Here is a 23,986-nt window from a genome sequence, read left to right as displayed (position 1 = left end):
GGCCGCCAGCGGCACCGCCTTCCCCGCGTCGTCCAGCCCGTCTGCCACGCCGTCGCACCCCGGGCCAACCGGGACCGAGACCCGGGAGGCAGGACAGACTCCGGTGCAGTCGCCGGTCACCGTGCCTCCCATGCCCGCTACTACGCCACCCGCCCCGGGCGCCGGTCCGCCGCAGGACCCGTTGCCTGCCGGGCTGCGCAGCCAGGACCTGACAGCTATCCCCGGCGCGGGGCGCGCCGTGGCGCTGACCTTTGACGCCGGGGCCAATGCGGAAGGCCTGCCGAGGATCCTGTCGACGCTGTCTGCCAAAGGAGTGGCCGGAACATTCTTCCTCACCGGCAACTGGGCCGCGAACAATCCGGACGGAGTCCGGCAGATCGTCTCAGCAGGGCACCGCGTGGGCAACCACTCCATGACCCATCCCGGTTTTACCGGGCTCAGCGACGCCCAGATCGTGGAGCAGGTCCGCGGGGCCGAGGCAGCCATCCTGGCCGCCGGCGCCGACCCGAGGCCGTTGTTCCGCTTTCCTTTCGGGGAACGGGATGCGCGGACCATCGCCGTGGTCAACGACCTTGGTTATGCCGCGGTCCGATGGTCGGTGGACACACTTGGCTGGAAGGGCACCAATGGCGGCATCAGCGCCCAGACTGTCTCCGACCGGGTCATGGCTGCGCTGCAGCCGGGCGAAATTGTCCTCATGCATATCGGCTCAAACCCCGACGACGGCAGCACCCTTGATGCTGACGCCCTACCGCAGGTGATCGACCGCATCAGTGCGGCCGGTTACGGCTTTGCCACCCTCGACGCGTTGCTTGCGCAGTAGGATCTTCGCCCTCCATCTGGACAGAGGCCGCCCGCCACGGACACGGGCACGACGCCGGCCGTCACTGAGAGGCATCGGCCGCGGCTTGCTTTGCCGCCGCCTGAGCCCTCGCCGTCTCCGGGGCGTGGACAACCAGGACGGGACAGTGCGCATGGCTCACGCACGCGGAGCTAACCGACCCGGGCACGAAGCCGCCGTGCCCGCGCCGTCCAACAACGAGGAGCAAGGCGCTCCGGCTCCCGTCAATCAGCAGGGGGCCGGGTTTGCCACGCACCAGACGTGGCCGGACAGTAGCCGGCCGCAGGTCACCAAAGGCATCCGTGAGGGCCTGCTGCAACACCTGTTCGGCGGCGTATTTGAAACCTTCAATCCCTACTGCCAGATACACCCCGTAGCCGGCCGGGACATCCCAGCAGGCCCACGCTTCCACCGTGGCACCAAGCGGTTCCGCCAGCGTGGCCGCAACGCGCAGCGCCTCCACGGACGCCTCGGATCCGTCCACTCCGGCAATAATCCTGGGGGTCCCCTCGGTTGCAGTCATCAGCTTCCCATCCTTTGTGACGCCTCTCCCCCAGAGTGGCCGACGACAGGCTTGCGGGGGTAGGGCCGAAGGTCACCGCAAGCCACGTGGCCCAGGCGTCCGGGCTGGCCAGGGTGCGGCCATTGTCCGAAGCCGCTGAATGAGACCGGACTTTGGTCCCTTCCAGAGGATGCCGGAGCAGGAAAGAATGGGATCAGCCCCCTTCCGGAGGGCTGCCCCACACGAAAGGTGCAGGCCGGGGGCCGGAACGATTTGGGAGTGCAGCGTGCAAAGGGAAGAGACAGGGCCGGGAAATAGTCCGGAGCCCCAAGGACCGGTCCGGGTGTTCATCCTCGATGACCACGAACTCGTCAGGCAGGGACTCAAGGACCTGCTCGAAGGCGAGGGTTTCCTTGTGGTCGGCGAAAGCGGTTCGGCTGCCGAGGCCACGCGCCGGATACCCGCGCTGCTCCCGGACATCGCAATCCTGGACGGACGCCTTCCGGACGGCACCGGCATCGAGGTATGCCGCGACGTGCGTTCCCTCGACCCCCGCCTGCGCTGCCTCATCCTGACAAGCTACGACGACGAGCAGGCACTCCGGGGCGCGGTCCTCGCCGGGGCATCGGGCTACATCCTCAAGCAGATCAGGAGCGATGACCTCCTTAACGGAATCCGCAGGGCTGCGGCAGGTGAGTTCCTCTTTGAACCGGGGGTGGAGCAGCGGGTGATGGCAGGACTGTCCCATGCGCCGACAGACCCTCGGCTGGAGGCCCTCAGCGCGCAGGAGAAAAAAGTCCTGGCCCTGATCGGCCAGGGCCTGACGAACCGGCAGATAGGCGATGACCTGTTCCTGGCGGAAAAGACCGTGAAGAACTACGTCTCCTCGATCCTCGCGAAGCTGGGCTTTGAACGGCGGACCCAGGCCGCCGTCTATGTCACCCGGAACGTACCGGACGCGTCCTGAGCGTTAATCCCGCGGCATACGTGCGGTCATTTGCGGGAGACACACCACGTCACCCGGGTGCCCTCGCCGGGTGCACTGTCAATGGAACAGGTGCCGCCCAGCAGCTCGGCCCGGTGCCGCATATTCGCCAGGCCGCTTGTCTTTCCCGGCTCCTCGAAGCCCTGGCCGTTGTCGCTGATGACAAGCTGGACCTGGTCCGCCGTGACGGTCACAGCAACGTTGATCGCGGCGGCCCCGGAGTGCCTCAACGCGTTGCTCAGGCCCTCCGTGAGGACGGGCAGCAGATGCGCCGCCAGATCCTCCCGCACCGAATCCACCGGCCCGTTGAGGGACACTTCGGGGTCTACAGGGTAGCTGCGAGAGTTGTCCCGAACGACCCGCAGGATCCGGCCTGTCAGGGGCTCCCGTTCCTCCTCGCCTGTCCGGAGGGAGTAAATGGTGTCCCGCAATTTCCGGATAGTGTCGTCCAGTTCGGAGGTGACCGCTGCAATGCGGTCGTTGGCCACTGGATCGAGGGTGTAGCGTCGCAGGCTCTGGATGCTCAGGCCGGCCGCAAAAAGGCGCTGGATCACGAGGTCGTGCAGGTCCCGGGCGATGCGTTCCCTGTCAGTGAACAGCAGGTTCTGTTCCCGGAGGGCATTGACCCGTGCCAGGTCGAGTGCCAAGCCAATCCTGCTCCCGAACAGGGCGCTCGAGTCGATGTCTGACTGCGCGTACACCGATGATCCCTTCGGACGGGCAAGCAACAGGGCGCCGTTAGCGCTGCCTCTGTGGCCAAGCGCGCAGACGAGGACGGGCCCCAGCTTTTCCGTGACCTCCTCATCAAAGAACTCCTGGGGGTCCCGGGCCACCGCCGACTCACCTGTTTCGAGGACTTTGGCAACCATCTCGGAAGCCTTGAGTTCCTGGCCCGCCTGGAGGCTCTGGGTGCCAAGCGAAGCGCGGCACCTTAGAACACCGTCACCGGCCGGGCCGGCGACTACGGCAAGGGAGGAACCGGAAACTTCCAAAGCGGTTTCCAGGACATGCTCCAGGGCTGCGTCGTCCGCCGTGTGGGAAGTCATGATGAGGCGGGTGCTGAGCTCCATTCCTGCTTCAAGCCACGTCTGGCGGCGCTTGCTGTCTTCGAAGAGGCGTGCGTTCTGGATCGCTACGCCGGCGGCTGCTGCCAAAGCGACCGCAAGGTCTTCATCCTCAGGTGTGAAATCCTGGCCACCGTTCTTCTCCGTGAGGTAGAGGTTTCCAAAAACTTCGTCCCTGACCCGTACCGGGACCCCCAGGAAAGTCTTCATTGGAGGGTGGTTGGGTGGAAAGCCGGATGCTATCGGATGCTGGCCCAGGTCGTGCAGCCGCAGTGGCGTTGGCTCGCGGATCAGGAGCCCCAGGACACCGTGGCCCGTGGGCAGGTCCCCGATGGACCTGGTGCCCTCCTCGTCAATCCCCACCGTGATGAAGTGGCTCAGCTTGCGGTCTTCTCCGATGACTCCCAGTGCACCGTACCTGGCGCCGACCAGCACGCAGGCGGACTGGACCACGCGATCCAGCACAGCTTCCAGGCTGAGGTCCTCCGCGAGCGCCACCACCGCCCCGAGCAGGCTATTGATCCGTTCCTGGGTGTCCAGCAGCTCATCCGCGCGGGCGAGGAACTCGCGGAGAAGGTCTTCCGCTCGTTCCTTGATCGGGGACTGCCAAGGCCGGTCACTGCTCATGTCCACACCTCCTGGCGACAGCCCGCCTCATTGCAGATCGTCCCCGTCAACAGACCGGTGGAGCGTGCGGCACCGCCGGAAAGAATTGTCCCTCCCGTGGCAGGAAGGGAAATATGGCACCAGTGTAGAAGATCAGGTAACGGCCGGAAACAGGCCGTCGGACCGCTGCCCGAAGGTGCTGATAGACGGGTTAATTCCACGGGACTTTCTTCCCTATCCCGGAACGGTTCCGGGACCTAGGCTACGGCCATGGATACAGCTGCAGCCGAACCGGAAATCGAGAACCTGGGAGTCCACGACTGCTGGAGATCATCAGCGGCCGGCGGTTTGTCATCGTGCCGCCCACCCACTGGTGCCGCCGCTCGACGCAGCAACTGACGAAATTTGATCGCTCGATCCGCCGCCAGGACCAGCACCAGAAAGTGATCCCTCATGGAACCAGGCAAGCCCATCGCCGTCGGCATTACTGAATCTTCGGCCTCCAAGGCTGCTGTGGCCTGGGCGGCTGCTCGGGCGAAAAAGCACAAAGTTCCCTTGGTTCTCCTGCATGTCCTGGATGACCGTTGGATGGTGGGGGAAGCCCTCCCCTACGTCGACGTCCTGCGCCAGTCGGGCCTCGACCAGCTCAAGGAAGTCGGGGAACGCGTCCAGGAAATGGAGCCGGGGCTGCAGGTTTCACTCGAACTGCTCGAAGGGGCCATTGGTGCATCCCTGGGCGACTACTCAAGAAACGCGTCGATGCTGGTCCTGGGTTCCAGCGGGCACGTACACGGCGCAGTGACAGACAGGGCGCTGCAGGCCGCGGCCGTGGCGGAGTCGCCGGTCGCGGTAATTGGTCCCGGGCAGGACAACGGACGCGGCGTCGTGGTCGGCGTCGACGGGTCCCAGGAGTCCACCCAGGCGGTGGCTTTCGCTGCGGCCGAGGCGGACGCGCTGGGTGAGGAACTTACAGTCCTCTACGCTTTCACCGGCCCCAACCGCTGGATCAAGGCAGGCCTCCCGTCCAGCAGGTTCGCCGCCCATGTCCTTGAGGAGGAACAGGTTGTCCTGTCCGAAACTGTGGCGGGCCTCAGGCAGCAGTACCCGGACATCGTGGTGCATGGCGTTCTGGAAACCGTTCTCGAACCGGCGGATGCCCTGATCCAGGCCGGCTCAAACGCCAGGCTCCTGGTGCTGGGCAGCCGGGGCAGGGGCAGCTTCGGACGGCTCCTTCTGGGATCCACTGCCCATGCCGTGCTGACCCGGCCGCCCTGCGCCACCATCATCACTCACCTGCGGAAATCCGAACACAAGAAATAATCCGCTTAACGGCTAAAGCAGCAGGGGGTGAGGTCATGGAACCCCGCGACGATATCTTGACCGTTGCCCGCTTCCTGGAAGGCTCCCCCTCCGCCAGGGCAATCTACGAGGCGGCGGAACCATGGCGTCCAGCCTCGGGCCGATGGATGTGCGGGTCAGCAAGAGCCAGATTTCATTCCGCCGGCGCCGCGGCTTCGCCTACCTATGGCGGCCGGGCATGTATGTCACGTCCGATATTCCACTGGTCCTTTCGATTCCCCTTCCGCGGCATGACGTGTCCCACGCTTCAAGGAAGTGGCCCACCCTTCCCCCGGCGTCTGGATGCACCACTTGGAGCTCATGGACAGCAGGGCCCTCGACACCGAGGTGCAGCAGTGGATGCGCGAGGCTTATGTTGCGGCCGTCTGAGCCGGTGCGAAACCGCCGCCTGCCGAGCCCAACGGCAGAAGCCGTGTCCTAGGTAGGTACCCGCCCGCGTGTCACGGGCGTGGCCGCCGTCGTCCCTGTCCGCGAGCGCTTCGGCCCGCAGCAGCATGGTTTGTAGCTCGTTCAGCAGCTCCGCTTGCTCATTACTGCCATCAACCGTTCCATTTCAGCTTTGGATGCACGTCCTCCTCGTGCGGGACGTGCCATGTGCTTTTTCGCTCACTCATGCGCCCAGCGTAGATGGCATCGGGAATAGGCACTGCGGGTCTTTAGTCCCTAATACGAGGCCCCGCACTGGAAGGTTCGAACTGTTTGCCGATGAGGATTGGCGGATCAGGTTCAGGTTCATGGCGCCGGACGGCAGCGTACTGGCCGTAGCCGGACAGTACCCGGACAAGTACCGCGCTGCGGCTGCCATCAAGGATGTCCGTGAATTCGCCGGCACCGGTTTGATCCGCGATCTTGCTCCTACCCTTGTCCTGGCCGGCGCAGCACGCCCGGGCCTGCAGGTCCGCCCGCCAGCGGTGGGCGCCCCGGGTTCCCTCGGTGCAGCCTGAAGGCGCGGCGGCCATGACGGCAGAAGTTCAGCCCCAGGAGGCCCAGGTCCTCCGCGTCAAAGGCCTGGTCACGGCCGCGGCGTCACCGACAGGGACTCGTCCAGACCGGCAACCAACGTCCTGGTGTCCGTGGTGGAAGGACTACATGCTTGCTTCCCCCGGCTTGCCGTGCCTGCTTAGATAAGCGAAGCGGGGTAGGCAGTGCCCCACCACCCAGCATGGAGGTTCCCCGGAGGCCCTTCCAGTGCCGAAGGTCCCCCGGACCAGGAATGAGGGAGCGATGCAGGAGAACGGCGCCATCGTTGCAGGCTATGACGGGTCGGCTGAAGCTGTGGCAGCAGTCAACTGGGCAGCGCACCAGGCGGACCTGCGGGGCTGCCCCCTGCACGTGGTGCACTGCTCCATTTGGCCCCTGTTGACCAAGAACCTGGGCCCGGTCCCCGGCATTGCGGACAGCGGACTCGAACACTCGTCAGAGGCAATCCTTGAGGAAGGAATAGACAAAGCCAGGTCGGCCGTACCCGGGCTGGACGTTGAGGGGACGCTGCTGCACGGGCTGCCCGCATCCCACCTGGCCCAGATTTCTGCCGGCCAGCTGATGGTTGCCGTAGGCAGCCGGGGCCTGGGCGGGTTCCTTGGCCTGCTGGTGGGATCGGTGAGCCTCGAACTGGCCGCCACAGCCGGCTGCCCGGTTGCCGTCATCCGGTCCGATATCCACCCTGCCGGGCCCGTCGTAGTGGCCGTTGACGCGTCAGGGTCCCCCACGGCGCTTGAAGATGCCTGTGCCATGGCGTCAGTGTCGCGGGCAGGACTCATGGTGGTCCACGTCCGGCACACGCCTGCCGGGCACCGGCAGGCGGATCCGTATAACGCACTTGCCGCGGATGAGGCAGCCGAAAAAGTCCTGCGCGCCGCCCTGACCCGCGCCCGGGCCCTGGCACCCGGTATCCCTGTTGACGGCGCGGTCCTGGCTGATACGTCAATACCGCACGCCATCCTGAAAGCCTCTGCCCAGGCGAGGATGCTGGTGGTGGGAACGCAGGGACGCGGGTTCCTTCGGGAGACGATCGGTTCAACGGCGCACGCGGTCCTTCACCACGCACGGGGCCCGGTCCTCATCTCCCGACGACCGGCGGAGTGACCGCGGATGGCAGGAATCGAGCATGGAGTGGACCTGGCCGGGGTAATCCTGGTCTGGAGCGGCAGGCAGTGGAACCGCTGGAACTACCCTGCCGCCGTCGAACAGGTCCTTCGGTCGGGACGCATGCTTGACCGCTGGGAAGTTGGTTCCAGCCGGAGCATCCGGCCGGGTACCGAGGCGTGGCTGCTCTTCCACGGAAGCAGCGGCGCGGGCAGCGGCCTGATCGGGCACGGCGTTGTGGTCTCCGGAACCGCGGAGGCGGGCGGTGGCACGGAAGGCGCTGCCGCGGGCGTAGCCTTCGATGCTCTGTTGCCGTTGGGCGACCAAATTTCTTTGGCCACCTTGACTGCGGAAGTCCCTGACATCCACTGGGCCGACGCAGCAAACTCCGCCCTCCTGTCCGTCCCCACGCGGTCGGACCACAGCCTTCGACGGCTCTGGCGGGAGCAGGGACCAGAGGCAGTGGACCCCTTCGACGTCGTTCCCGGCGCCTATCCGCCGGAAGCAGCCGCCACTGTGGGCGCGAACCGTTACGAGCGCGACGACGACGCACGCCGCGTGTGCCTGGCCTTCCACGGAACGGCTTGCGCCGCCTGCGGCTTCTCCTTTGAAGCCTCCTATGGTGACGTGGGCAATGGGTTCATCCACGTGCACCACACAGTGCCGGCGTCCCAACTGCGGGCCGGCTATGAGCTGGATCCCATCGCAGACCTTGTGCCGCTCTGCGCCAACTGCCACGCCATGGTGCACCGCGGCGTCCGTACGCCCCGCACGGTCCAGGAACTGCGGAACATCCTCTCCGCAGCAGGCCACCTGCGGGGCGAAGTGGTGACCGAGCAGGCGCTGGAGGCGCAGGAGAACGCCCGGCGCCTCCTGGACGGGCAGGCGGACTAAGAGCCCGCTGCCCCCACTATTGCCCTGTCCCCGCTACTGCCCTGCCGGCGTTGTCCCGAACATCAGGGTCCGCCGGCGGACGTCGTAGTAAACCGTTCCGGAGCGTTTCAGGAGGTTCTGGAGGACCTCGGCGTCCTCGGCGTCAAGCGTGAGCACTTCCTCCCACGCCCCTTGGTCGAGGACCAACTGGAGGGTCCAGGTGCCAGGCTTTCCCGCATCTCCGGCCACCCAGCTGAATTGGTAGTGGTTAACCTGGCGGACCTGGATGCTGTCATCCGTGATTGGTTGTTTTGGTGCGGGGCTCATGGTCACTCCTGCATAGGTGTCGGGGCCTGCTGCATAAGACAAGAACCAATGTAGACCCGGCGGCCATCCTGATCCAGAGCTTCAGCCCGGTGTGCTGGTCAAAAGTCTTGCCGCGTCCGGAAACCTTAATCAGGATGCGTTGCCCTTGACGGGTGCAAAACGTTTTGCATATAGTGATGCAGGCAACATACAAAACGTTTTGCAAAGGAAGAGTCAATGGCGACGAAGGTGAACATACGGGACGTGGCAAAGGCTGCCGGCGTCTCTGTGACCACGGTGTCGCATGCCCTGAGCGAAACGCACAGCTCCCGGGTCAATGCCCGCACGGTGGAGCACATCAAGGCCGTAGCCGGCGATCTCGGCTACGCCCCCAACCGTCTGGCCAGCGGACTGCGGAACCAGCGTTCCCAGATCCTGGGCCTGGTCAGCGACGAGATCACCACCACCCCTTTCGCGGGCGCCATGATCCAGGGTGCGCAGGATGCCGCCTCGGAGCATGGGCACCTTCTGATGGTGGTGAACTCCGGACTCGACAATGAACTTGAAAGGCACGAGATCCGGGCCCTGAAACAGCACCAGGTGGACGGGATCATCTACGCCCGCATGTACAACCAGCTGGTGTCCGTTCCCGAAGAGCTCCAGGGCATGCCCACCATCGTCCTTGATGCCACCACGGACAACCCCGCGCTGTCCTCGGTGGTGCCGGACGAGTTCGGTGCCGGCGAATCGGCCGCCGGACTCCTGGCGGAGGCAGGACACCGCAGGATCGCCATGATCAACAACGAGGACGATATCCCCGCCGCCCACGGACGCCTGGCAGGCTTCCGGGCGGGGCTTGAACGTCATGGACTTGGACTGGGACCCGGCCAGCTGGTGTCCGCCCATCCCAGTACAGCAGGAGGCAGGGACGCTGCACTCCGCCTGCTGTCCGGAGCGGAACGGCCTACAGCGCTGTTCTGCTTCAACGACCAGATGGCGATGGGCGCCTACCAGGCGGCCGGCCACCTTGGCCTGAAAATCCCTGCCGACCTGTCGGTGGTCGGCGTCGACAACCTTGAACTCATCGCCGACGGCCTGTGGCCGGGGCTGTCCACCGTGGCGCTCCCCCACTACGAGATGGGCCGGTGGGCCGTCCTCCAGCTGCTTGCCGAACTGGAAAATCCCGAAACTCCCCGCGCCCACGAGTCCAGCAGCTGCCCGCTGGTGGTGCGGGATTCTGTCGCCCCTCCCCGGGGCTGACCCTGCCAGCGGCTGCCAAAGCGGCGGCCGCACCCCGATAAAACCAACCTTGCCCGAACAAAACGGGAACGCAGCCGTTGCAGCGGCCGCGTTCCCTGCAGGACCCTCATCAATCCCTCCTGTCCAAGCAGAAAGACTGACCCATGAACACGAAGTTCACCAAGATCCTGGCGACCAGCATAGCTGCCGCAGCCCTCACCGCCACCCTCGCAGGCTGCGGCAAAGGCAGCGCCTCCTCCTCATCCGAGGGCTCCGGCGAGATTGCCCTGTGGACACACAATGCCGGCAATCCCGACGAACTGGCCGCGGTCCAGAAAATCGTGGACTCCTACAACGGCAGCCAGGACAAGGTAAAGATCAAGGTCCAGGCCTTCCCGCAGGACTCCTACAACGATTCCGTGGTTTCGGCGGCAGCTGCCGGGAACCTGCCCTGCATCGTGGATATCGACGGCCCCAACGTGCCCAACTGGGCTTGGGCCGGGTACCTCGCACCCCTGGAGCTGGATGCAGACCTTTCGAGCCAGCTTCCCAGCACCGTGGCCGAGTGGGACGGAAAGCCCTACGCGGTGGGCTACTACGACGTCGCCCTGGCCATGATGGCCCGGGCCTCGGACCTGGAGGCTGCCGGCGTCCGCGTTGCCACCATGGAGCAGCCCTGGACCAAGGAGGAGTTCCAGGAAGCCCTGACCAAGCTCAAGGCGCTGGGCAAGTGGGAACACCCGCTGGACCTGGGCACCGCCGGCACCGGTGAATGGCTCCCCTACGCCTACTCCCCCTTCCTGCAGTCCTTTGGCGGCGACCTCGTGAACAGGGAGGGCTTCCAAAGCGCCGAGGGCGAGCTCAACGGGGACAAGGCCGTGCAGTGGGCCGAGTGGTTCCGGGGCCTGGCCGACCAGGGCTTGATGGCGAAGAAGAGCGGCAAGGATTCCACCCAGGACTTCCTGAATAACAAGAGTGCCATTGTCTACACGGGCTCGTGGGCCGGGGACAAAGCCAGGGCCGCCCTCGGCGACGACCTGGTGGTGATGCCGCCGGTGGACCTGGGCGAGGGCCCCAAGATCGGCGGCGCCTCCTGGCAGTGGGGCGTGACCAGCGGCTGCAGCAACGCCGAGGCCGCCATGGACTACCTCTCCTACTCGCTGAAGCCGGAGAACATCGCCGCGGTGGCGAAGGCCACCGGCGCCATTCCCGCCAGCGAAGAGGCCGCAGCGCAGATCCCCAGCTTCGCCGAGGGCGGTGCAAACCGGATCTTCATGGACTTCTCCCGGGAGTACGCCGTGATGCGTCCCGAAACGCCCGCCTACCCCTTCATTGCCACCGAGTACGGCAAGGCCGTCCAGGACATCCTGAACGGGGCGGACGCCAAGTCCACGTTGGATAACGCCGTCAAGGCGATCGACGCCAACATCAAGTCCAACGGCGGCTACAAAAACTAGCCGGAGCCGCGGGAGGACTTCCGGCCTAACAACGCCGCAGTCCTCCCGCAGCCCGACCTACGAAGGATCCCTCATGGCAACTGACCTTCCCACCCGCCCGCGCCCTGCCGCCCACGACGCCGCACTGCCGCCGTCCAACGCTGACGTAAAGCCCCGCAGGGCCCACGCCCGGCCCGGCTTCCGCCGCGAGCAGCTCAGCGGCTGGGGCATGATGGCCCCGGCGGCGCTGCTGCTCCTGGCCTTCATCTTCATCCCGGCCATCCTCGGCTTCGGGTTGGCCTTCACCAACGCCCGGCTCATCTCGCCGCGTCCGGTCGAATTCGTGGGCCTGGACAACTTCGCCAGGCTCTTCTCGGACCCCACGTTCTACCGCGCCCTGCTCAACGTCGCCTACTTCACCGTGGTCATCGTTCCGGTGCAGTCCGGCCTGGCCCTGGTGATGGCGCTGCTGATCAACAAGAAGTTCCGCGGCGTGAACTTCTTCCGCACCGTGTACTTCCTGCCCGTGGTCACCTCCATGGTGGTGGTCTCGCTGCTGTGGCTGTTCATGTACCGCAAGGACGGCCTGATCAACGAGATCCTCTCCGCCGTCAGCTTCGGCCTGATCAACGGCCCGGACTGGCTGGGCGATCCGAATACCGCGATGCCCGCCATCATCATCCTGTCCATCTGGCAGGCCGCCGGGTTCCACATGATCATCTGGCTTGCCGGGCTGCAGGGCATCTCCGGGGAGCTGTACGAGGCGTCGCAGCTGGACGGCACCAGCCGGTGGCAGCAGTTCCGCTACGTCACCTGGCCCGGCCTGTTCCACACCCGCAGCCTGGTCCTGGTCACCATCACCATCCAGGCCCTCGGCCTCTTCGACCAGATCAGCGTGATGACCCAGGGCGGACCCATGGACTCGACCACCACCATCATTTACGAGGCCGTCCAGTCCGGCTACCGGCAGCAGGAAACGTCCTACGCCTCCGCCATCTCGCTGGTGTTCTTCGTCCTCGTCCTGATCGTCTCCGCGGTGCAGCGCCACCTCACCCGGGAGAAAGACTGACATGAAAAACCAACTGCTCCTCAAAAACGCCGGCACCATGCTGGTGCGCATCCTCTTTGCCGTCGTGGCCGCGTTCCCCATCGTGTTCATGCTGGTGTCCTCGCTCAAGCCCGACCAGCAGATCTTCGGTGATATGTCCTCGCTGGCAGCGTTCCTTCCGGTGGGCAACATCTCCTTCGACAACTACGCGGCGGTCTTCGACCGTGTCCCCGCGGCCCGCTTCCTGCTCAACTCGGTGGGCGTCTCCGCCGTCACCGTGATCCTGGGCATCTTCGTCAACAGCCTCTGCGCCTTCGCCCTGTCCCGCATGCAGGTCAGGGGCAAGAAGATCGTCTTCACCGCGATCCTGGCCACCCTGATCGTCCCGTTCCAGACCCTGGCCCTGCCGCTGGTGTGGTGGGTCAACCAGCTACCCTACTTCGAGCTGAACGGCTTCAGCCTCGAGTTCTCCAAGGGCTGGCTGGACACCTACCAGGTCCAGATCATCCCGTTCATCGCCAACGCCTTCTCGATCTACCTGTTCCACCAGTACTTCGAGTCCATTCCCAAGGAACTGGACGAAGCCGCACGGATCGACGGGGCCGGCTGGTTCAAGATCTACCGCCAGGTGGTCATGCCGCTGGCAGGCCCCGCGACGGCCACGGTGGCGATCCTGACCTTCCTGCCGGCGTGGAACTCCTACCTCTGGCCGCTCATGGTGGTCCAGTCCGAGGAGCTTCGGCCCGTGATGATCGGCATCCAGTACTTCTTCCAGCTGAACGTTTCCTGGGGCGAAGTGATGGCATACGCCTCCCTGATCACCGTTCCGGTGGTGGTGCTCTTCATCGCCTTCCAGCGTTCATTCGTCAACAGCATCGCTTCCAGCGGCGTGAAGGGCTGAACCATGGCAACACTATCGACGGCGGCCGGCGCGCCGGCAGCGTCCCTCATTGACCGGTTCCGCCCCCAGTGGCATTACTCCGCAGGGCGGAACTGGCTCAACGATCCAAACGGGCTGGTGTACCTCAACGGCACCTACCACCTCTTCTACCAGCACAACCCCTTCGGCGCCGACTGGGGCAACATGTCCTGGGGCCATGCCACGTCCCGGAACCTGCTCCACTGGGACGAGCAGCCGGTGGCCATCCCGTGTGATGACCAGGAAGCCATCTTTTCCGGCTCGGCCGTGTTCGACGAGCAGAACACCAGCGGCTTCGGCACGGCGGACACACCTCCGCTGGTTGCCATCTATACCAGCGCGTACGGTGGGGCCTCCCCGCTGGCCGGCCGGCAGGCGCAGTCCCTCGCCTACAGCCTGGACGAGGGCCGGACCTGGACGAAGCACCAGGGCAATCCGGTCCTGGACCGCGCCTCGGCGGACTTCCGCGACCCCAAGGTCTTTTGGTACGACGGCGGCGGCGAAAGTTACTGGGTGATGGTCGCCGTCGAAGCGGTGCAGCGGCAGGTGGTGCTGTACAGGTCCGCGGACCTGAAGTCCTGGGAGTACCTGAGCACCTTCGGCCCGGCCAACGCCACCGGCGGGGTGTGGGAATGCCCGGACCTGTTCGAGCTGCCGGTGGACGGAAACCCGCGGGACACCCGGTGGGTCCTCGTCGTGAACATCAATCCGGGAGGCATCGCCGGCGGTTCGGCAGGACAGTACTTCGTGGGAGAGTTCGACGGCATGGCGTTCCGGTCAGGATCCACCGTCACCGAGGGGCTCCAGGAGGACGGCTCCCGCATGCGCGAGTACGGCTGGCTGGACTGGGGCCGGGACTACTACGCCGCAGTGTCGTTCAGCAACATTCCGGACGGCCGCCGGATCATGATCGGCTGGATGAACAACTGGGACTACGCCGGTTCCACGCCCACCGGAGACTGGCGCAGTGCCATGTCACTGCCGCGGGAGGTCACCCTCACCCGGGTGGACGGCAGGGTGGTGCTTTGGCAGGAAGCCATCGGTTTCTCTGCCGAGCCGGATGGCCAGGGCTTCCGGCTCGGTCCCGCGCCTTTGCCGCCGGGAGTGGTGGAGCTTCCCGTCGCCGTGGCGGTAGCGCGCATCGATGCCGAACTCCGTCCGGGCAGCGCTACCGCCGTAGGCCTGGTCCTTCACGCAGGCGATGCCGGGCGGACGCTTCTCACCTATGACACCGGGCAAGGCGTGCTGCGCCTGGACCGGAGGGAGTCAGGACATACCGGCTTCCACGAAGCCTTCCCGTCAGTGGAGGAAGTGGCCGTGCCGCTGCAGGAAGGCCGCCTGCGCCTGCGGGTGTACCTTGACCGGTGCTCGGTGGAGGTCTTCGCCCAGGACGGGCTCGCCACCATCACGGACCTGGTGTTCCCCGCGGAGGAATGCACCGGGATGGCGGTCTTCGCGGAAGGTGAGGGCGCGCAGCTCGTGGCGCTCGACGTCGTCGGACACTGAACGTTAGGTCCTGGATGTGTGCGGAATCCCGCAAGATTGATTCAAAAATGTGGATCCGTACACTCAGTTAGCGCCGGTCGGGGTTATCCTCAAAGGGCGCATCCAGGTGCAGGGGGCTAGGCGCGCCGCGGTGTGAGTGCCGCGGGCAAGTTTCATAATTTGCATTCACGCCGGGGGAACCCGGTGGATTTCAAAGGAAACGAGCATGGGCCGTCGACACGCAGCAACTGACCCGAGCTATCCCCGCTGGGTGTGGATCGCCGCTGCGGCCACCGTGGCGCTTCTCATTGTTGGCGGCGCATTCGTCCTGCGGGCGCTGATCTTCCCGGATTCAGCGGATGGCCCATCTGCGGGGAATGGCAGCCAGCCCTCACCCAACGAACCACTCGCGCAGGACAGTCCTCCCGCCGTCGCCGGGTCCTCGCCCTGCATCGCGCTGAACATCCTGACGTCGCTCGAGAACGCCGACATGGCGCGTGCCTTGGCGGCCGAGTACACGGCAAAACCGCGCAATGTGGACGGCAAGTGCGTGACGCCGGAAGTGACCCAGGAAAAATCGGCGGCCGCTGCCGGCAAGGTGGCTGCACAGTTCCCCGGAGTTCCGGCCGGCGACAGGCCCGCCATCTGGCTGCCGGACTCCTCCGCCTGGTTGCGGATCGCCGGGCAAGGCGGCGGAAATACTGTCCCTGAGGAGGGAACCAGCATTGCCCGCAGTGCCATCGTCGTGGCCATGCCGGAGCCGATGGCCTCCGCCCTCGGCTGGGACGACCAGCCGCCGTCGTGGTCCGACGTCTTCAAGATGGCCGGGGAGCAGGACGTCTGGGAGCGCCTGGGCCACGGCGACTGGGGGAAGTTCAAGTTCGGCAAGGCCAGTCCGCTGGTCTCCACGGCGGGCCTGATGGCACTTGCTGCGTCCTACAGCGCGGCCGGCGGCAGCGTGGGCGGCCTTGACGCCATGGACCTGAAGGCATCCTCCCTGCTGGAAAAGGTGCGTGCCGTGGAATTGGGCACCAGCCATTACATGGCTACCCCGGAACATTTCCTGTGGCACGCCAGGGAGGCCGACGACGCCGGGAACGTCGCAGAATTCCTCTCCGCGGTGATTGTCGATGAAAAATCCGTCTGGGACTACAACCGCGGCGTGGTCAGTGAGGACGGGACAACGAAGCAATCGGGACCCGCGCCCAAGGAGGCGCTCCGCGCCATCTACCCCAGCGACGGCGTGCACGTGGCGGACAACCCCGCAGTGGTCCTCGGCGGAGACTGGGTGGACAGCCTGCAGCGGTCCGCGGCCCGGGACTTCCTCGCCTTTGCAGTGACGGAACAGGGCCAGAACGTTGTCAAGGCGTCCGGTTACCGGTCCATCCAGGGCGAGCTGGATACGGGGGTGGCAGGTACCGGACGCTACGCCCAGACGCTCCAGCCGCTGCCGCTGCCAAAGGCGGAGATCCTGGTCGCCATGCAAGGGAGCTTCCCCGACGTCCGCAAGCGGGCCAGGGCTTTGTTCCTGGTGGACGTCTCGGAGTCCATGGTGCAGGATCCGGGCGCCAACAAGCTGCAGCGGGCCAAGGACGCGGTGGTCAAAGCGCTGGACCACTTCACGGGCGAGGATGAGATTGGACTGGCCGCCTTCTCCCATGAGGGCGACGGACCGCTGCAGCCGGGCATCGTGACTCCCGTGGCCCCGTTCAAGTCCAACAAAGAGGACCTCATCGCCAAGCTCAATGAGTTGAAGGCCGTGGACGCCACGCCACTTTTCGAAGCTGTGAGCCGCTTCGCCGGGGAGCAGGCCAAGGGATACAAGGACGATTTCATCAACACCATCGTGCTCCTGAGCGACGGCAAGAATGACACCACCCATCCGGGCGACCTGGGCGGGCTGAGCGAGCAGTTAGGCCACCAGAACCATTCGACGCCGGTGCTCGTCTTCACCCTTGCCTACGGGCCCGACGCCGACGTCCCCACCCTCCTCCAAATCGCGAAGGCAAGCGGCGCCCACTACTACGACGCCACGGACCCGAACCGGCTCGAAGAGGTGCTCGGCGAACTGGTGACCAGTTTCTAGGCGCCGGTCCTCACGCACTTCCGGCCCGGGCTACCGGCGAACGGGATAATGCGAGCGCCCATGCACCGGCTACTCCGATGGCGATCAGGACGGTGACGAAGCCGACGGCCGGCCCGCCTGTCCATGTGAGGGCGTCGCCATGCCGCAGCAGGGCGAGCGCCTGCAGGATGACGAATGCGACTGAGGTCAGGGCCACGGGGCGGACGGTGCGGACATCGCCGCTGAACTGGCCCTGCGCGGCGGACCAGCCCAGGCCCACCAGCCACGCTCCGACGGCCCTCGCGGTGAGCTCGGACAATGTCCACGGCCACCACGTCGCAGCAGCCGCGGGTACTGCCAGGAGCGCCACGCCATAGAGCACCAGCACCCCGGCTATGACCACCAGGAGCAGCCGCAGCGCAGGGGGCAGCACGGGCCGTACCGCCGCCACGGATGCCGGGGCCGGACGCCGGGACCGGATCTGCACCCAGCTGATCACCAGCATCGCCACGGGCACGATGGCATAGATTGCCAGCCACGCCCAGGTGGCTACTTGGGCGAGGGGGCCAGCGCCGGGCGAGAGGTGGAAGCGGTCGAGGTGGATCAGGGTGACTCCCAGAGTCAGCGTGGTGAAGACGAAAACGGGCCAGACTGCCAGCCTCGCTGACTCCCAGCTTGCTGAGCGGGCGCCCGCCACCTCCAGGCCAGCGGCCGACCAGTATGCCGCACCGAGGAACACAGCGGTCATGGGCGGATTGACTGTCCATGCGAACCATTCCGCAGTCCTGAGCGGAAACACGAACAGCACCAGGCCGGCAAGAAACACCAGGAATGCGGCGATGTAGAGCAGCCACCGCATCGGCGCAATCACCGGTGCGGCGTCAGTTGAAGCGGACGTCACCGGAGAGCTCCTCGGGTGCGGCCGCCTCACCTGGGGCGGAGGGCGGGGCGGGCAGTGGGTGCCCGGCCAGGTAGGCATGGAGCATCGAGACCACGGTGGCCCCATCCCCCACTGCCGTAGCCACTCTTTTGATCGAACCGGCACGTACATCACCGATCGCGAAAACGCCGGGCATGCTGGTTTCCAGGGCCAAGGGCTGTCGGTCCGGCCTGGTGGCATCCTTGCCGGCATCCCCGCTGGTGCCCGTCCGGAGAAAGCCGGCCTGGTCCCGCTCCACGGTGTCGGGCAACCAGGAGGTCCGCGGCACCGATCCGATGAGCACGAACAAGCCGCCCGCTTCGATCTCCTCGGTTGACGTTGCGCCGCCGGCCCCGGTTGCGGCCACTTTGAGGCTGGCAAGGAATCCGTCCTGATCGCCCGCCCCCACGATCGCTGTCCCGTACCGGATCGCCACGTTCCGGGTGGCCTCCAGCTGGGAGATGAGGTACTCCGACATGCTGGCCGACAGGGTGGGCCCGCGCACCAGCAGCGTCACCTTCTTCGCGTACTTCGCAAGGTGCAGGACGGCCTGCCCGGCCGAGTTGCCGCCGCCCACAACGCAGACGTGTTTTCCGGTCATCGAGGGCGCCTCGGAGACCGTTGCCCCGTAGAAGACGCCCCTCCCCACCAGGTTTTCAAGCTGGGGTATCCCGAGGCGGCGGTAGTCCACGCCTGTTGCCACCACCACTGTGCGGCACCGCACCACGGTGCCGTCGGAAATTGACACCCGGTACAGGGCTCCATCAACGCTGAGCTTCTCCACTTTCCGCAGGAAGAGGAAGTCCGTGCCCAGGGTCCAGGCCTGGTGGAATGAGCGGTAGGCCAGGTGGGCTCCGCTGACGCCGCGGGAGAAGCCGGGGTAGTTGCGGATCAACGAACTGGTGCCGGCCTGGCCGCCCACGGCTTCCCCCTCCACCACCATGGTGGAGAGGCCTTCCGAGGAGGCGTAAACGGCTGTGGCGAGACCGGACGGACCGGCTCCCACAACCACAACATCAAAGATCTTGTCCGCTGGTGGTGGCCGCGTCACCCCAAAGGCTTCGGCGATCTCAAGGTCGCTGGGATTCTCGAGGACAATGGGGGCAGCGGTGAACTGCAGCACCATGACCGGCAGCACCGGGTCGCGCAGGCCCAGGTTCTCCAGCGTCCGTTGCGCCGTCTCTGATCCGACCGGGTGGAAGCCCACGGGGATGTGGTTCCGGCTCAGGGAGTCGCGCAGCACGTGGGTCCTTTCGTCGCCTACCTGCCCGATGAGCCGGACCGCCTCGAACCCGACACCCTGGGCCAGGTGCCAGTCGTCGAGGGCGTCCGTAATGGCCCCGTGGAACTCTTCGTCGCGGGACCGCTCGGGACGGATGATCAGTAATTCGGCGTGTCCCTGGGCGATCGCCCGGAAGACAGTGGGGGCGCTGGCGAAGTCACCCCATGTCACCACCACACCGCGCTTGGCGGCCGGATGGAAGCCGTAGGCACGGCGCAGGAAATCGAGTCCGCCACGGTCAGCCGGGCCATAGCATCCGAGGATGAGGGCCACCTGGCGGTTCCAGTGCCGGAGCCCCTCAAGCACAGCCCGTCCGTGGGCGTGGCCGGCGCAGGCCACCACTTCGTAGTCGGCGCCGTACCGTCGGCGTAGCTCATCTTCGAGGATGCGCCGGGAGGCCGGGTCCGGGGTGGCAATCAGCATGATCGGAACCGAGTCGTCCATGGCCGCCGTCTTTCCGGATCAATGGTTCGGTGGCGATCACGATACTCCCGCCGGGACAGTGGGGACAAGGTACGGAGATTCTGCCAGAATGAGGACGTCATGGAAGACCGCCCTATTCCCGGAATCAGCCCCGCCGCCACGCCCAGCGGAACAGGATGCGTGGAGTGCCTCGGCGGTGACGGCCCGGGATGGTGGCTGCATCTGCGCCGCTGCGCCCAATGCGGCCATATCGGATGCTGTGATTCATCCCCCTCGCAGCATGCCAGTGCCCACGCACGCACCGATGGCCATCCAGTCATGAGATCCTTTGAACCCGGGGAGGACTGGTTCTACGAACTTCCCACGAAGAGGTTTTTCCGCGGCCCGCGGCTTCCCGATCCCCAGTCCAGGCCGCCGGAGCAACCGTCACCCGGACCGGCTGGCAAGGTACCGGCAGACTGGCAGGAGCACATCCACCGGTAACCGCGGACCGGGCATCAATTGCGCCGGCGGGTTTCGGCGGGGTTGCTGGGTAGGCTGGATGGATGGCGACAGTTATCCTCGTGCGGCACGGCCGCACCACAGCCAATGCCGCTGGAATGCTGGCGGGCCGGGCGGCTGGCGTCAGCTTGGACCAGGTTGGGCGCGAGCAGGCAGCTCTGACCGGAGACCGACTCGCCGTGGTGCCCCTGGCAGGGGTGGTATCGAGCCCCCTCGAGCGTTGCCAGCAAACCGCACAGCTCATCCTGGAACGCCAGGCTGGTAATCCTTATGCGCCGGCCGAGCCCGATCTCACCGAGTGCGATTACGGCCAGTGGCAGGGGCGGATGCTCAGTGATCTCGCGACCGAAGACCTGTGGGCGGCCGTGCAGTCGCAGCCGTCCGCCGTCGTTTTTCCCGGCGGTGAATCCATGGCAGCGATGCAGGCCCGTTCGGTGGCAGCAATCCGACGCCACGATGCAGCCTTCGAAGCCGAATACGGGCCAGGAGCCGTGTGGGCGGCCGTGAGTCACGGTGACGTCATCAAATCAATCCTGGCCGACGCGCTCGGTATGCACCTCGATCTGTTCCAGCGCATTAACGTGGGCCCTGCCTCCGTATCGATCGTCCACTACGGCCCCCTTCGGCCCAGCGTCCATGCGACGAACACCGACGCCGGGGATCTGTCGTGGTTGTCGAACGGTATCAAAACCGGCGATGCACCCGTGGGCGGCGGTGCAGGGCACACGGCGCAGTAGACCTCATGTGCCTAAGATACTGACATGCCCACACTTGTCCACGAGTTTGCCTGGCCTGACCGGGTCGTCATTGGCACCATCGGCGTTCCCGGGGCGCGCACCTTCTACTTGCAGGTACGCACAGGTAAGAAAATTGTGAGCATCGCCCTCGAGAAGCAGCAGTCGGCCCAGCTCGCCGAGAAGATCGACGAAATCCTCGATCAGCTCATCACGCTTGAGGGCAACCCCTTCAGCGTTCCCACGGGTACACCTATAGAACTCGTGGACAATGACCAGCTCGAAGCGGTCGAGGAGCAGTTCCGCACCGGGGCCATGACCTTGGGCTGGGACCCGACGACGGCGCAGGTGGTCATCGAGGCATACCCCATCATGGATGCCGACTCTGATGAAGACGACGAACCGTCTGATGGGAACGGCAGCGAGGTACCCGAGATGCTGCTCGTGCGGATGCCCGTTGGCACCGCCCGCGCCTTTGCCAAGCGGACCCGGGAGGTGGTGGGTGCCGGGCGTCCCGCGTGCCCGCTCTGCGGCTACCCCGTGGACCCCGACGGGCACGTCTGCACACTGCCCGAGGTCTGATGCCGGCGCCCGACCTGCTGACTGCCGAGCTGACCCTCACCGGTCGCATCGCGACGGCGTCGAACGCCACCTTCCTGGGCAGCATCGGCGGCACCACGGTCGTTTACAAGCCGATAGCCGGGGAGAAACCGCTGTGGGACTTTCCCGACGGCTTCCTGGCCTACCGGGAGGTCGCAGCGTACCTGGTTTCCGAGGTCTTCGGCTGGAACGTGGTGCCATTCACCTGGCTCCGCGATGGTCCTTTGGGCGAAGGAATGGTGCAGCTGTGGCAGGAGTCAGATCCCGGCCAGACTGCGGTGGACCTCGTTGCGGCGGACGACGACGTACCCGGGAACGGGTGGAAACACGTCCTTGAGGGCCAGGATGGGAGCGGACGGAGAGTCGCCCTCGTCCATGAGGACACGCCGGCGCTTCGACGCATGGCGATGTTCGACGTCGTCGTGAACAACGCCGACCGCAAAGGCGACCACATCCTTGCCATGGCGGACGGCCACCGGCACGGTGTGGACCACGGGCTCACCTTCCACCGGGATTACAAGCTGCGCACGGTGCTGTGGGGGTGGCTGGGAGACAAACTGACTGCCGAGGAACGCGACGGCATCGACCGCATCATCGAAGGCTTGAACGGAGACCTGGGCCGAAGCCTGGAGAACTTGCTCAGCGCCCAGGAAGTCGCGTCGCTGGCAGCGCGCTGCGCCCGGTTGCGGTCCGCAGGGCGTTTCCCCGCGCCGAGAGCCGAGATGCCTGCGGTCCCCTGGCCGCTGTTCTAAGGACAAACGGGTTGCAGGCTTCGGAGACTATGCGGACATTGAAGGCATAGAACGCTCACTCTGTGGGACTGACGGGGCGGGCAGGAACCCCAGCTCGTGGAAAAGGTTCGAGGTCCAAAATCAGGGGCATATGGTCGCTGTACGACAGCCAATCCTCGTGCCGGCCAATCTCGAGAGACGCTGATGCGCTTCGTAGGAAGGCGTAGTCAATGTGGTGGCCGAAGTGCAGCTTCTTTGTGTGGTAGTAGGTTTTGGTACTTTCGGCACCGTGAGAGATTCCCTCACTTTGATGGTGAACGCTTTGTAGTCCGAGTTCGTGCAGCTTATTGACCAACAGGGAATGGTTCCGTCCCGGGTGTGCGCTGTCCCAGATGGTGTTGCTGTTGAAGTCGCCGATAAGCAGAGAAGGTCCCGACGTCAGGAAGCCAGCATGCCGGTCAACAACCTCGTGCGTGACGCGGACATATTTCAGGTCTTTATCGCGGACGTGAGCCCATAGTGCGACGATGTTCACGCCGTCCACAATGAACGGAATATGCCAGGGCAGGAGACGTCCGGCTTCATGGAGTGTGTAGGAGCGGTCCGTGAAACCTATGACGCCGAGACCTTTGTGAGGGTTGGAACCGACCCAGGCTTTGAACGGAGCATCGCTTTCAGCAATATGTTTCTGCGAAACCTCCTGGAGGACCGCGATGTCGGGCCGAAGCGTCTCGACCTGCGTGCGCTTTCTGGCATAACCCATGGCACAGTTCCAGGAGACTATTCGCATGCCTCCAAGTTACTTGACAGTGGGTCGGCCCAACGCCCCTGTATGCCTCGCACCCTGGATAGTTGGTGTCCACTTTGCTGCTTATGGGCGTCCAACCTCCCGAAGGTAAGCTGAACTGGCTGAAGCGGCAAGGGAGAGGTCGGGGACAAGTTGGTTGCAGTCTGGGGCATTCACAATGACGCACTGTCTGATGAATTGGTTGAGGAGGGATTCATCAGCATTGGCTGGTCTGCCATTCCCGACATCCGGTCGATCGGCAGCGACCGCGATTCATTGAAGCGCGCACTAACCGGCGCTTATCCGGAAGCCAAGGCAGGAGCTATTCCAGTCTGGGCTGGCATTCTCTATCGCTTCGGCTTTGAAATGAAGAAGGGCGACATTGTCATTGCACCGTATCGCGCCGACAGTACCCTAAACTTCGGCGTCATTACGGGGGAATACGAATACCTACCCGATGCCCCTGTCCACCCCCACCGCCGCAAGGTGAGATGGGTAAAGACGGGGGTTTCTCGAGGCCTGTTTCCCCAGGCAGCACTGTATGAAATTGGCTCCGCAATGACGCTTTTCCGGGTCAGGAAAAATGTTTCCGTGTTCATGAGTTTCCTTGATGCAGGCACAAACAGCTCTCCACAGGAACACCTCGTTTCAACAGAGGCGCACGCCGCCGATGAGTGGATCGAAACCGAGCCAAGCGCCGCCCGGTTGGACCAGTTCACCCACGACTTCATTCTGAAGACCCTGCTGCAAGACCTTTCACACGAAGAGTTCGAACATTTCACGGCTGATCTCCTCCGCGCCATGGGATACCAAGCCCGTGTCACGCCTTACTCCTCGGACGGCGGTGTTGATGTCATCGCGCATAAGGACCCTCTGGGCCTCGAACCGCCCGTGATTAAGGTCCAGTGCAAACACACGGCCGCACAGCAGTCCCGGCCAGACGTTCAGCGCCTCAGTGGAACGCTCGCACACGGTGAACTTGCCCTCTTCGTCTGCCTTGGAAGTTTCAGCAAAGATGCAGTGGGCTATGAGCGCGAAAGGCAAAACCTTCGTCTCCTAACCGGAGCAGATGTCGTAGAACTGACCCTGCAGAATTACGACAACATATCATCGCTGTGGAAAACGCGTATTCCACTCCGCCAGGTGTACGTGGTGGACCGCGCTAGCGAAGGACGCTAATCCGGACGGGAACAGAG

General features: G+C 65.1%; 23 protein-coding genes. 17 read left to right on the top strand and 6 right to left on the bottom strand.

The window, feature by feature from the left end:
* The first annotated feature begins 130 nt into the window (after window positions 1-130).
* Complete coding sequence (locus tag AC5RTT_RS05300) at window positions 131-823, top strand: polysaccharide deacetylase family protein (protein ID WP_494144314.1); 693 nt, start codon at window positions 131-133, stop codon at window positions 821-823.
* 61 nt (window positions 824-884) lie between these two features.
* Here the strand turns inward: AC5RTT_RS05300 and AC5RTT_RS05295 are convergent, their stop codons facing one another.
* The gene (locus tag AC5RTT_RS05295; RefSeq protein ID WP_494144313.1) at window positions 885-1,364 is read right to left on the bottom strand and encodes a universal stress protein; all 480 of its coding nucleotides are present in this window, start codon (window positions 1,362-1,364) and stop codon (window positions 885-887) included.
* Between the two features lie 322 nt (window positions 1,365-1,686).
* Here AC5RTT_RS05295 and AC5RTT_RS05290 point away from each other — a divergent pair, with 322 nt between their 5' ends.
* The gene (locus tag AC5RTT_RS05290) at window positions 1,687-2,310 is read left to right on the top strand and encodes a response regulator (RefSeq protein WP_494144312.1); all 624 of its coding nucleotides are present in this window, start codon (window positions 1,687-1,689) and stop codon (window positions 2,308-2,310) included.
* Between the two features lie 26 nt (window positions 2,311-2,336).
* Here the strand turns inward: AC5RTT_RS05290 and AC5RTT_RS05285 are convergent, their stop codons facing one another.
* Window positions 2,337-4,019 (bottom strand): GAF domain-containing sensor histidine kinase, encoded by a 1,683-nt coding sequence (locus tag AC5RTT_RS05285; RefSeq protein ID WP_494144311.1) that lies wholly within the window; start codon window positions 4,017-4,019, stop codon window positions 2,337-2,339.
* A 432-nt stretch (window positions 4,020-4,451) separates the two neighbouring features.
* Here AC5RTT_RS05285 and AC5RTT_RS05280 point away from each other — a divergent pair, with 432 nt between their 5' ends.
* The 4 genes from AC5RTT_RS05280 (at window position 4,452) to AC5RTT_RS05265 (ending at window position 8,336) form a co-directional block, all read left to right on the top strand.
* Window positions 4,452-5,318, top strand: coding sequence for a universal stress protein (locus AC5RTT_RS05280; RefSeq protein ID WP_494144310.1), 867 nt, complete (start codon window positions 4,452-4,454; stop codon window positions 5,316-5,318).
* Between the two features lie 773 nt (window positions 5,319-6,091).
* On the top strand, window positions 6,092-6,301 hold the full coding sequence (locus tag AC5RTT_RS05275; RefSeq protein ID WP_494144309.1) for a YegP family protein: 210 nt from the start codon (window positions 6,092-6,094) through the stop codon (window positions 6,299-6,301).
* Between the two features lie 280 nt (window positions 6,302-6,581).
* Window positions 6,582-7,442: a universal stress protein gene (locus AC5RTT_RS05270; protein WP_494144308.1), complete on the top strand. Its 861-nt coding sequence runs from the start codon at window positions 6,582-6,584 to the stop codon at window positions 7,440-7,442.
* 6 nt (window positions 7,443-7,448) lie between these two features.
* Window positions 7,449-8,336 carry an HNH endonuclease gene (locus tag AC5RTT_RS05265; protein WP_494144307.1) on the top strand — a complete coding sequence of 296 codons (888 nt, stop codon included), beginning with the start codon at window positions 7,449-7,451 and terminating at the stop codon, window positions 8,334-8,336.
* A 33-nt stretch (window positions 8,337-8,369) separates the two neighbouring features.
* Here the strand turns inward: AC5RTT_RS05265 and AC5RTT_RS05260 are convergent, their stop codons facing one another.
* On the bottom strand, window positions 8,370-8,642 hold the full coding sequence (locus tag AC5RTT_RS05260) for a hypothetical protein (protein ID WP_494009326.1): 273 nt from the start codon (window positions 8,640-8,642) through the stop codon (window positions 8,370-8,372).
* 216 nt (window positions 8,643-8,858) lie between these two features.
* On the opposite strand from AC5RTT_RS05260, the gene AC5RTT_RS05255 reads away from it, so the two are divergent.
* The 6 genes from AC5RTT_RS05255 to AC5RTT_RS05230 all read left to right on the top strand — a co-directional run bounded on the left by AC5RTT_RS05255 (window position 8,859) and on the right by AC5RTT_RS05230 (window position 16,834).
* Window positions 8,859-9,881, top strand: a complete 1,023-nt coding sequence (locus AC5RTT_RS05255) for a LacI family DNA-binding transcriptional regulator (RefSeq protein ID WP_494144306.1) — start codon at window positions 8,859-8,861, stop codon at window positions 9,879-9,881.
* A 143-nt stretch (window positions 9,882-10,024) separates the two neighbouring features.
* The gene (locus tag AC5RTT_RS05250; RefSeq protein WP_494144305.1) at window positions 10,025-11,317 is read left to right on the top strand and encodes an ABC transporter substrate-binding protein; all 1,293 of its coding nucleotides are present in this window, start codon (window positions 10,025-10,027) and stop codon (window positions 11,315-11,317) included.
* A 73-nt stretch (window positions 11,318-11,390) separates the two neighbouring features.
* Window positions 11,391-12,365 (top strand): carbohydrate ABC transporter permease, encoded by a 975-nt coding sequence (locus AC5RTT_RS05245; protein WP_494144304.1) that lies wholly within the window; start codon window positions 11,391-11,393, stop codon window positions 12,363-12,365.
* Between the two features lies 1 nt (window position 12,366).
* A complete protein-coding gene (locus AC5RTT_RS05240; RefSeq protein ID WP_494009330.1) occupies window positions 12,367-13,245 on the top strand; it encodes a carbohydrate ABC transporter permease in 879 nt (292 codons plus the stop codon).
* Between the two features lie 3 nt (window positions 13,246-13,248).
* Window positions 13,249-14,769, top strand: coding sequence for a glycoside hydrolase family 32 protein (locus AC5RTT_RS05235; protein ID WP_494144303.1), 1,521 nt, complete (start codon window positions 13,249-13,251; stop codon window positions 14,767-14,769).
* 205 nt (window positions 14,770-14,974) lie between these two features.
* Window positions 14,975-16,834, top strand: a complete 1,860-nt coding sequence (locus AC5RTT_RS05230; protein ID WP_494144302.1) for a vWA domain-containing protein — start codon at window positions 14,975-14,977, stop codon at window positions 16,832-16,834.
* A gap of 10 nt (window positions 16,835-16,844) precedes the next feature.
* Here the strand turns inward: AC5RTT_RS05230 and AC5RTT_RS05225 are convergent, their stop codons facing one another.
* Both AC5RTT_RS05225 and AC5RTT_RS05220 read right to left on the bottom strand, forming a co-directional pair.
* Window positions 16,845-17,714, bottom strand: coding sequence for a hypothetical protein (locus tag AC5RTT_RS05225; RefSeq protein WP_494144301.1), 870 nt, complete (start codon window positions 17,712-17,714; stop codon window positions 16,845-16,847).
* Window positions 17,695-19,458: an NAD(P)/FAD-dependent oxidoreductase gene (locus AC5RTT_RS05220; protein ID WP_494144300.1), complete on the bottom strand. Its 1,764-nt coding sequence runs from the start codon at window positions 19,456-19,458 to the stop codon at window positions 17,695-17,697. Before AC5RTT_RS05220 ends, AC5RTT_RS05225 begins: the two co-directional genes overlap by 20 nt.
* A gap of 99 nt (window positions 19,459-19,557) precedes the next feature.
* Between AC5RTT_RS05220 and AC5RTT_RS05215 the strand changes: the two genes are divergently transcribed.
* From AC5RTT_RS05215 to AC5RTT_RS05200, 4 genes are all read left to right on the top strand, one after another.
* A complete protein-coding gene (locus AC5RTT_RS05215; protein ID WP_494144299.1) occupies window positions 19,558-19,920 on the top strand; it encodes a UBP-type zinc finger domain-containing protein in 363 nt (120 codons plus the stop codon).
* A 62-nt stretch (window positions 19,921-19,982) separates the two neighbouring features.
* A complete protein-coding gene (locus tag AC5RTT_RS05210) occupies window positions 19,983-20,675 on the top strand; it encodes a histidine phosphatase family protein (protein WP_494144298.1) in 693 nt (230 codons plus the stop codon).
* A gap of 24 nt (window positions 20,676-20,699) precedes the next feature.
* Window positions 20,700-21,254: a DUF3090 domain-containing protein gene (locus AC5RTT_RS05205; protein ID WP_494144297.1), complete on the top strand. Its 555-nt coding sequence runs from the start codon at window positions 20,700-20,702 to the stop codon at window positions 21,252-21,254.
* Window positions 21,254-22,024, top strand: coding sequence for an SCO1664 family protein (locus tag AC5RTT_RS05200; RefSeq protein WP_494144296.1), 771 nt, complete (start codon window positions 21,254-21,256; stop codon window positions 22,022-22,024). The genes AC5RTT_RS05205 and AC5RTT_RS05200 overlap by 1 nt, the downstream gene beginning before the upstream one ends.
* A 55-nt stretch (window positions 22,025-22,079) precedes the next feature.
* Here the strand turns inward: AC5RTT_RS05200 and AC5RTT_RS05195 are convergent, their stop codons facing one another.
* A complete protein-coding gene (locus AC5RTT_RS05195; protein ID WP_494144295.1) occupies window positions 22,080-22,793 on the bottom strand; it encodes an endonuclease/exonuclease/phosphatase family protein in 714 nt (237 codons plus the stop codon).
* Between the two features lie 150 nt (window positions 22,794-22,943).
* Here AC5RTT_RS05195 and AC5RTT_RS05190 point away from each other — a divergent pair, with 150 nt between their 5' ends.
* Window positions 22,944-23,969: a restriction endonuclease gene (locus tag AC5RTT_RS05190; RefSeq protein ID WP_494144294.1), complete on the top strand. Its 1,026-nt coding sequence runs from the start codon at window positions 22,944-22,946 to the stop codon at window positions 23,967-23,969.
* Window positions 23,970-23,986: the final 17 nt, after the last annotated feature.

This window comes from Arthrobacter sp. Y3221157, from assembly GCF_059089865.1.
Note: the sequence above shows the minus strand (reverse complement) of the source record. Positions and strands in the feature narration are given on the sequence as shown.

Excerpts from the sequence above, each read along its gene's own strand:
- AC5RTT_RS05300 (WP_494144314.1), top strand. The coding sequence starts at position 131 with ATGCCCGCTACTACGCCACCCGCCCCGGGCGCCGGTCCGCCGCAGGAC.
- AC5RTT_RS05200 (WP_494144296.1), top strand. The coding sequence starts at position 21,254 with ATGCCGGCGCCCGACCTGCTGACTGCCGAGCTGACCCTCACCGGTCGC.
- AC5RTT_RS05210 (WP_494144298.1), top strand. The coding sequence starts at position 19,983 with ATGGCGACAGTTATCCTCGTGCGGCACGGCCGCACCACAGCCAATGCC.
- AC5RTT_RS05270 (WP_494144308.1), top strand. The coding sequence starts at position 6,582 with ATGCAGGAGAACGGCGCCATCGTTGCAGGCTATGACGGGTCGGCTGAA.
- AC5RTT_RS05220 (WP_494144300.1), bottom strand. The coding sequence starts at position 19,458 with ATGGACGACTCGGTTCCGATCATGCTGATTGCCACCCCGGACCCGGCC.
- AC5RTT_RS05275 (WP_494144309.1), top strand. The coding sequence starts at position 6,092 with ATGGCGCCGGACGGCAGCGTACTGGCCGTAGCCGGACAGTACCCGGAC.
- AC5RTT_RS05255 (WP_494144306.1), top strand. The coding sequence starts at position 8,859 with ATGGCGACGAAGGTGAACATACGGGACGTGGCAAAGGCTGCCGGCGTC.
- AC5RTT_RS05240 (WP_494009330.1), top strand. The coding sequence starts at position 12,367 with ATGAAAAACCAACTGCTCCTCAAAAACGCCGGCACCATGCTGGTGCGC.
- AC5RTT_RS05280 (WP_494144310.1), top strand. The coding sequence starts at position 4,452 with ATGGAACCAGGCAAGCCCATCGCCGTCGGCATTACTGAATCTTCGGCC.
- AC5RTT_RS05285 (WP_494144311.1), bottom strand. The coding sequence starts at position 4,019 with ATGAGCAGTGACCGGCCTTGGCAGTCCCCGATCAAGGAACGAGCGGAA.
- AC5RTT_RS05235 (WP_494144303.1), top strand. The coding sequence starts at position 13,249 with ATGGCAACACTATCGACGGCGGCCGGCGCGCCGGCAGCGTCCCTCATT.
- AC5RTT_RS05195 (WP_494144295.1), bottom strand. The coding sequence starts at position 22,793 with ATGCGAATAGTCTCCTGGAACTGTGCCATGGGTTATGCCAGAAAGCGC.
- AC5RTT_RS05295 (WP_494144313.1), bottom strand. The coding sequence starts at position 1,364 with ATGACTGCAACCGAGGGGACCCCCAGGATTATTGCCGGAGTGGACGGA.
- AC5RTT_RS05265 (WP_494144307.1), top strand. The coding sequence starts at position 7,449 with ATGGCAGGAATCGAGCATGGAGTGGACCTGGCCGGGGTAATCCTGGTC.
- AC5RTT_RS05205 (WP_494144297.1), top strand. The coding sequence starts at position 20,700 with ATGCCCACACTTGTCCACGAGTTTGCCTGGCCTGACCGGGTCGTCATT.
- AC5RTT_RS05245 (WP_494144304.1), top strand. The coding sequence starts at position 11,391 with ATGGCAACTGACCTTCCCACCCGCCCGCGCCCTGCCGCCCACGACGCC.
- AC5RTT_RS05230 (WP_494144302.1), top strand. The coding sequence starts at position 14,975 with ATGGGCCGTCGACACGCAGCAACTGACCCGAGCTATCCCCGCTGGGTG.
- AC5RTT_RS05260 (WP_494009326.1), bottom strand. The coding sequence starts at position 8,642 with ATGAGCCCCGCACCAAAACAACCAATCACGGATGACAGCATCCAGGTC.
- AC5RTT_RS05250 (WP_494144305.1), top strand. The coding sequence starts at position 10,025 with ATGAACACGAAGTTCACCAAGATCCTGGCGACCAGCATAGCTGCCGCA.
- AC5RTT_RS05215 (WP_494144299.1), top strand. The coding sequence starts at position 19,558 with ATGGAAGACCGCCCTATTCCCGGAATCAGCCCCGCCGCCACGCCCAGC.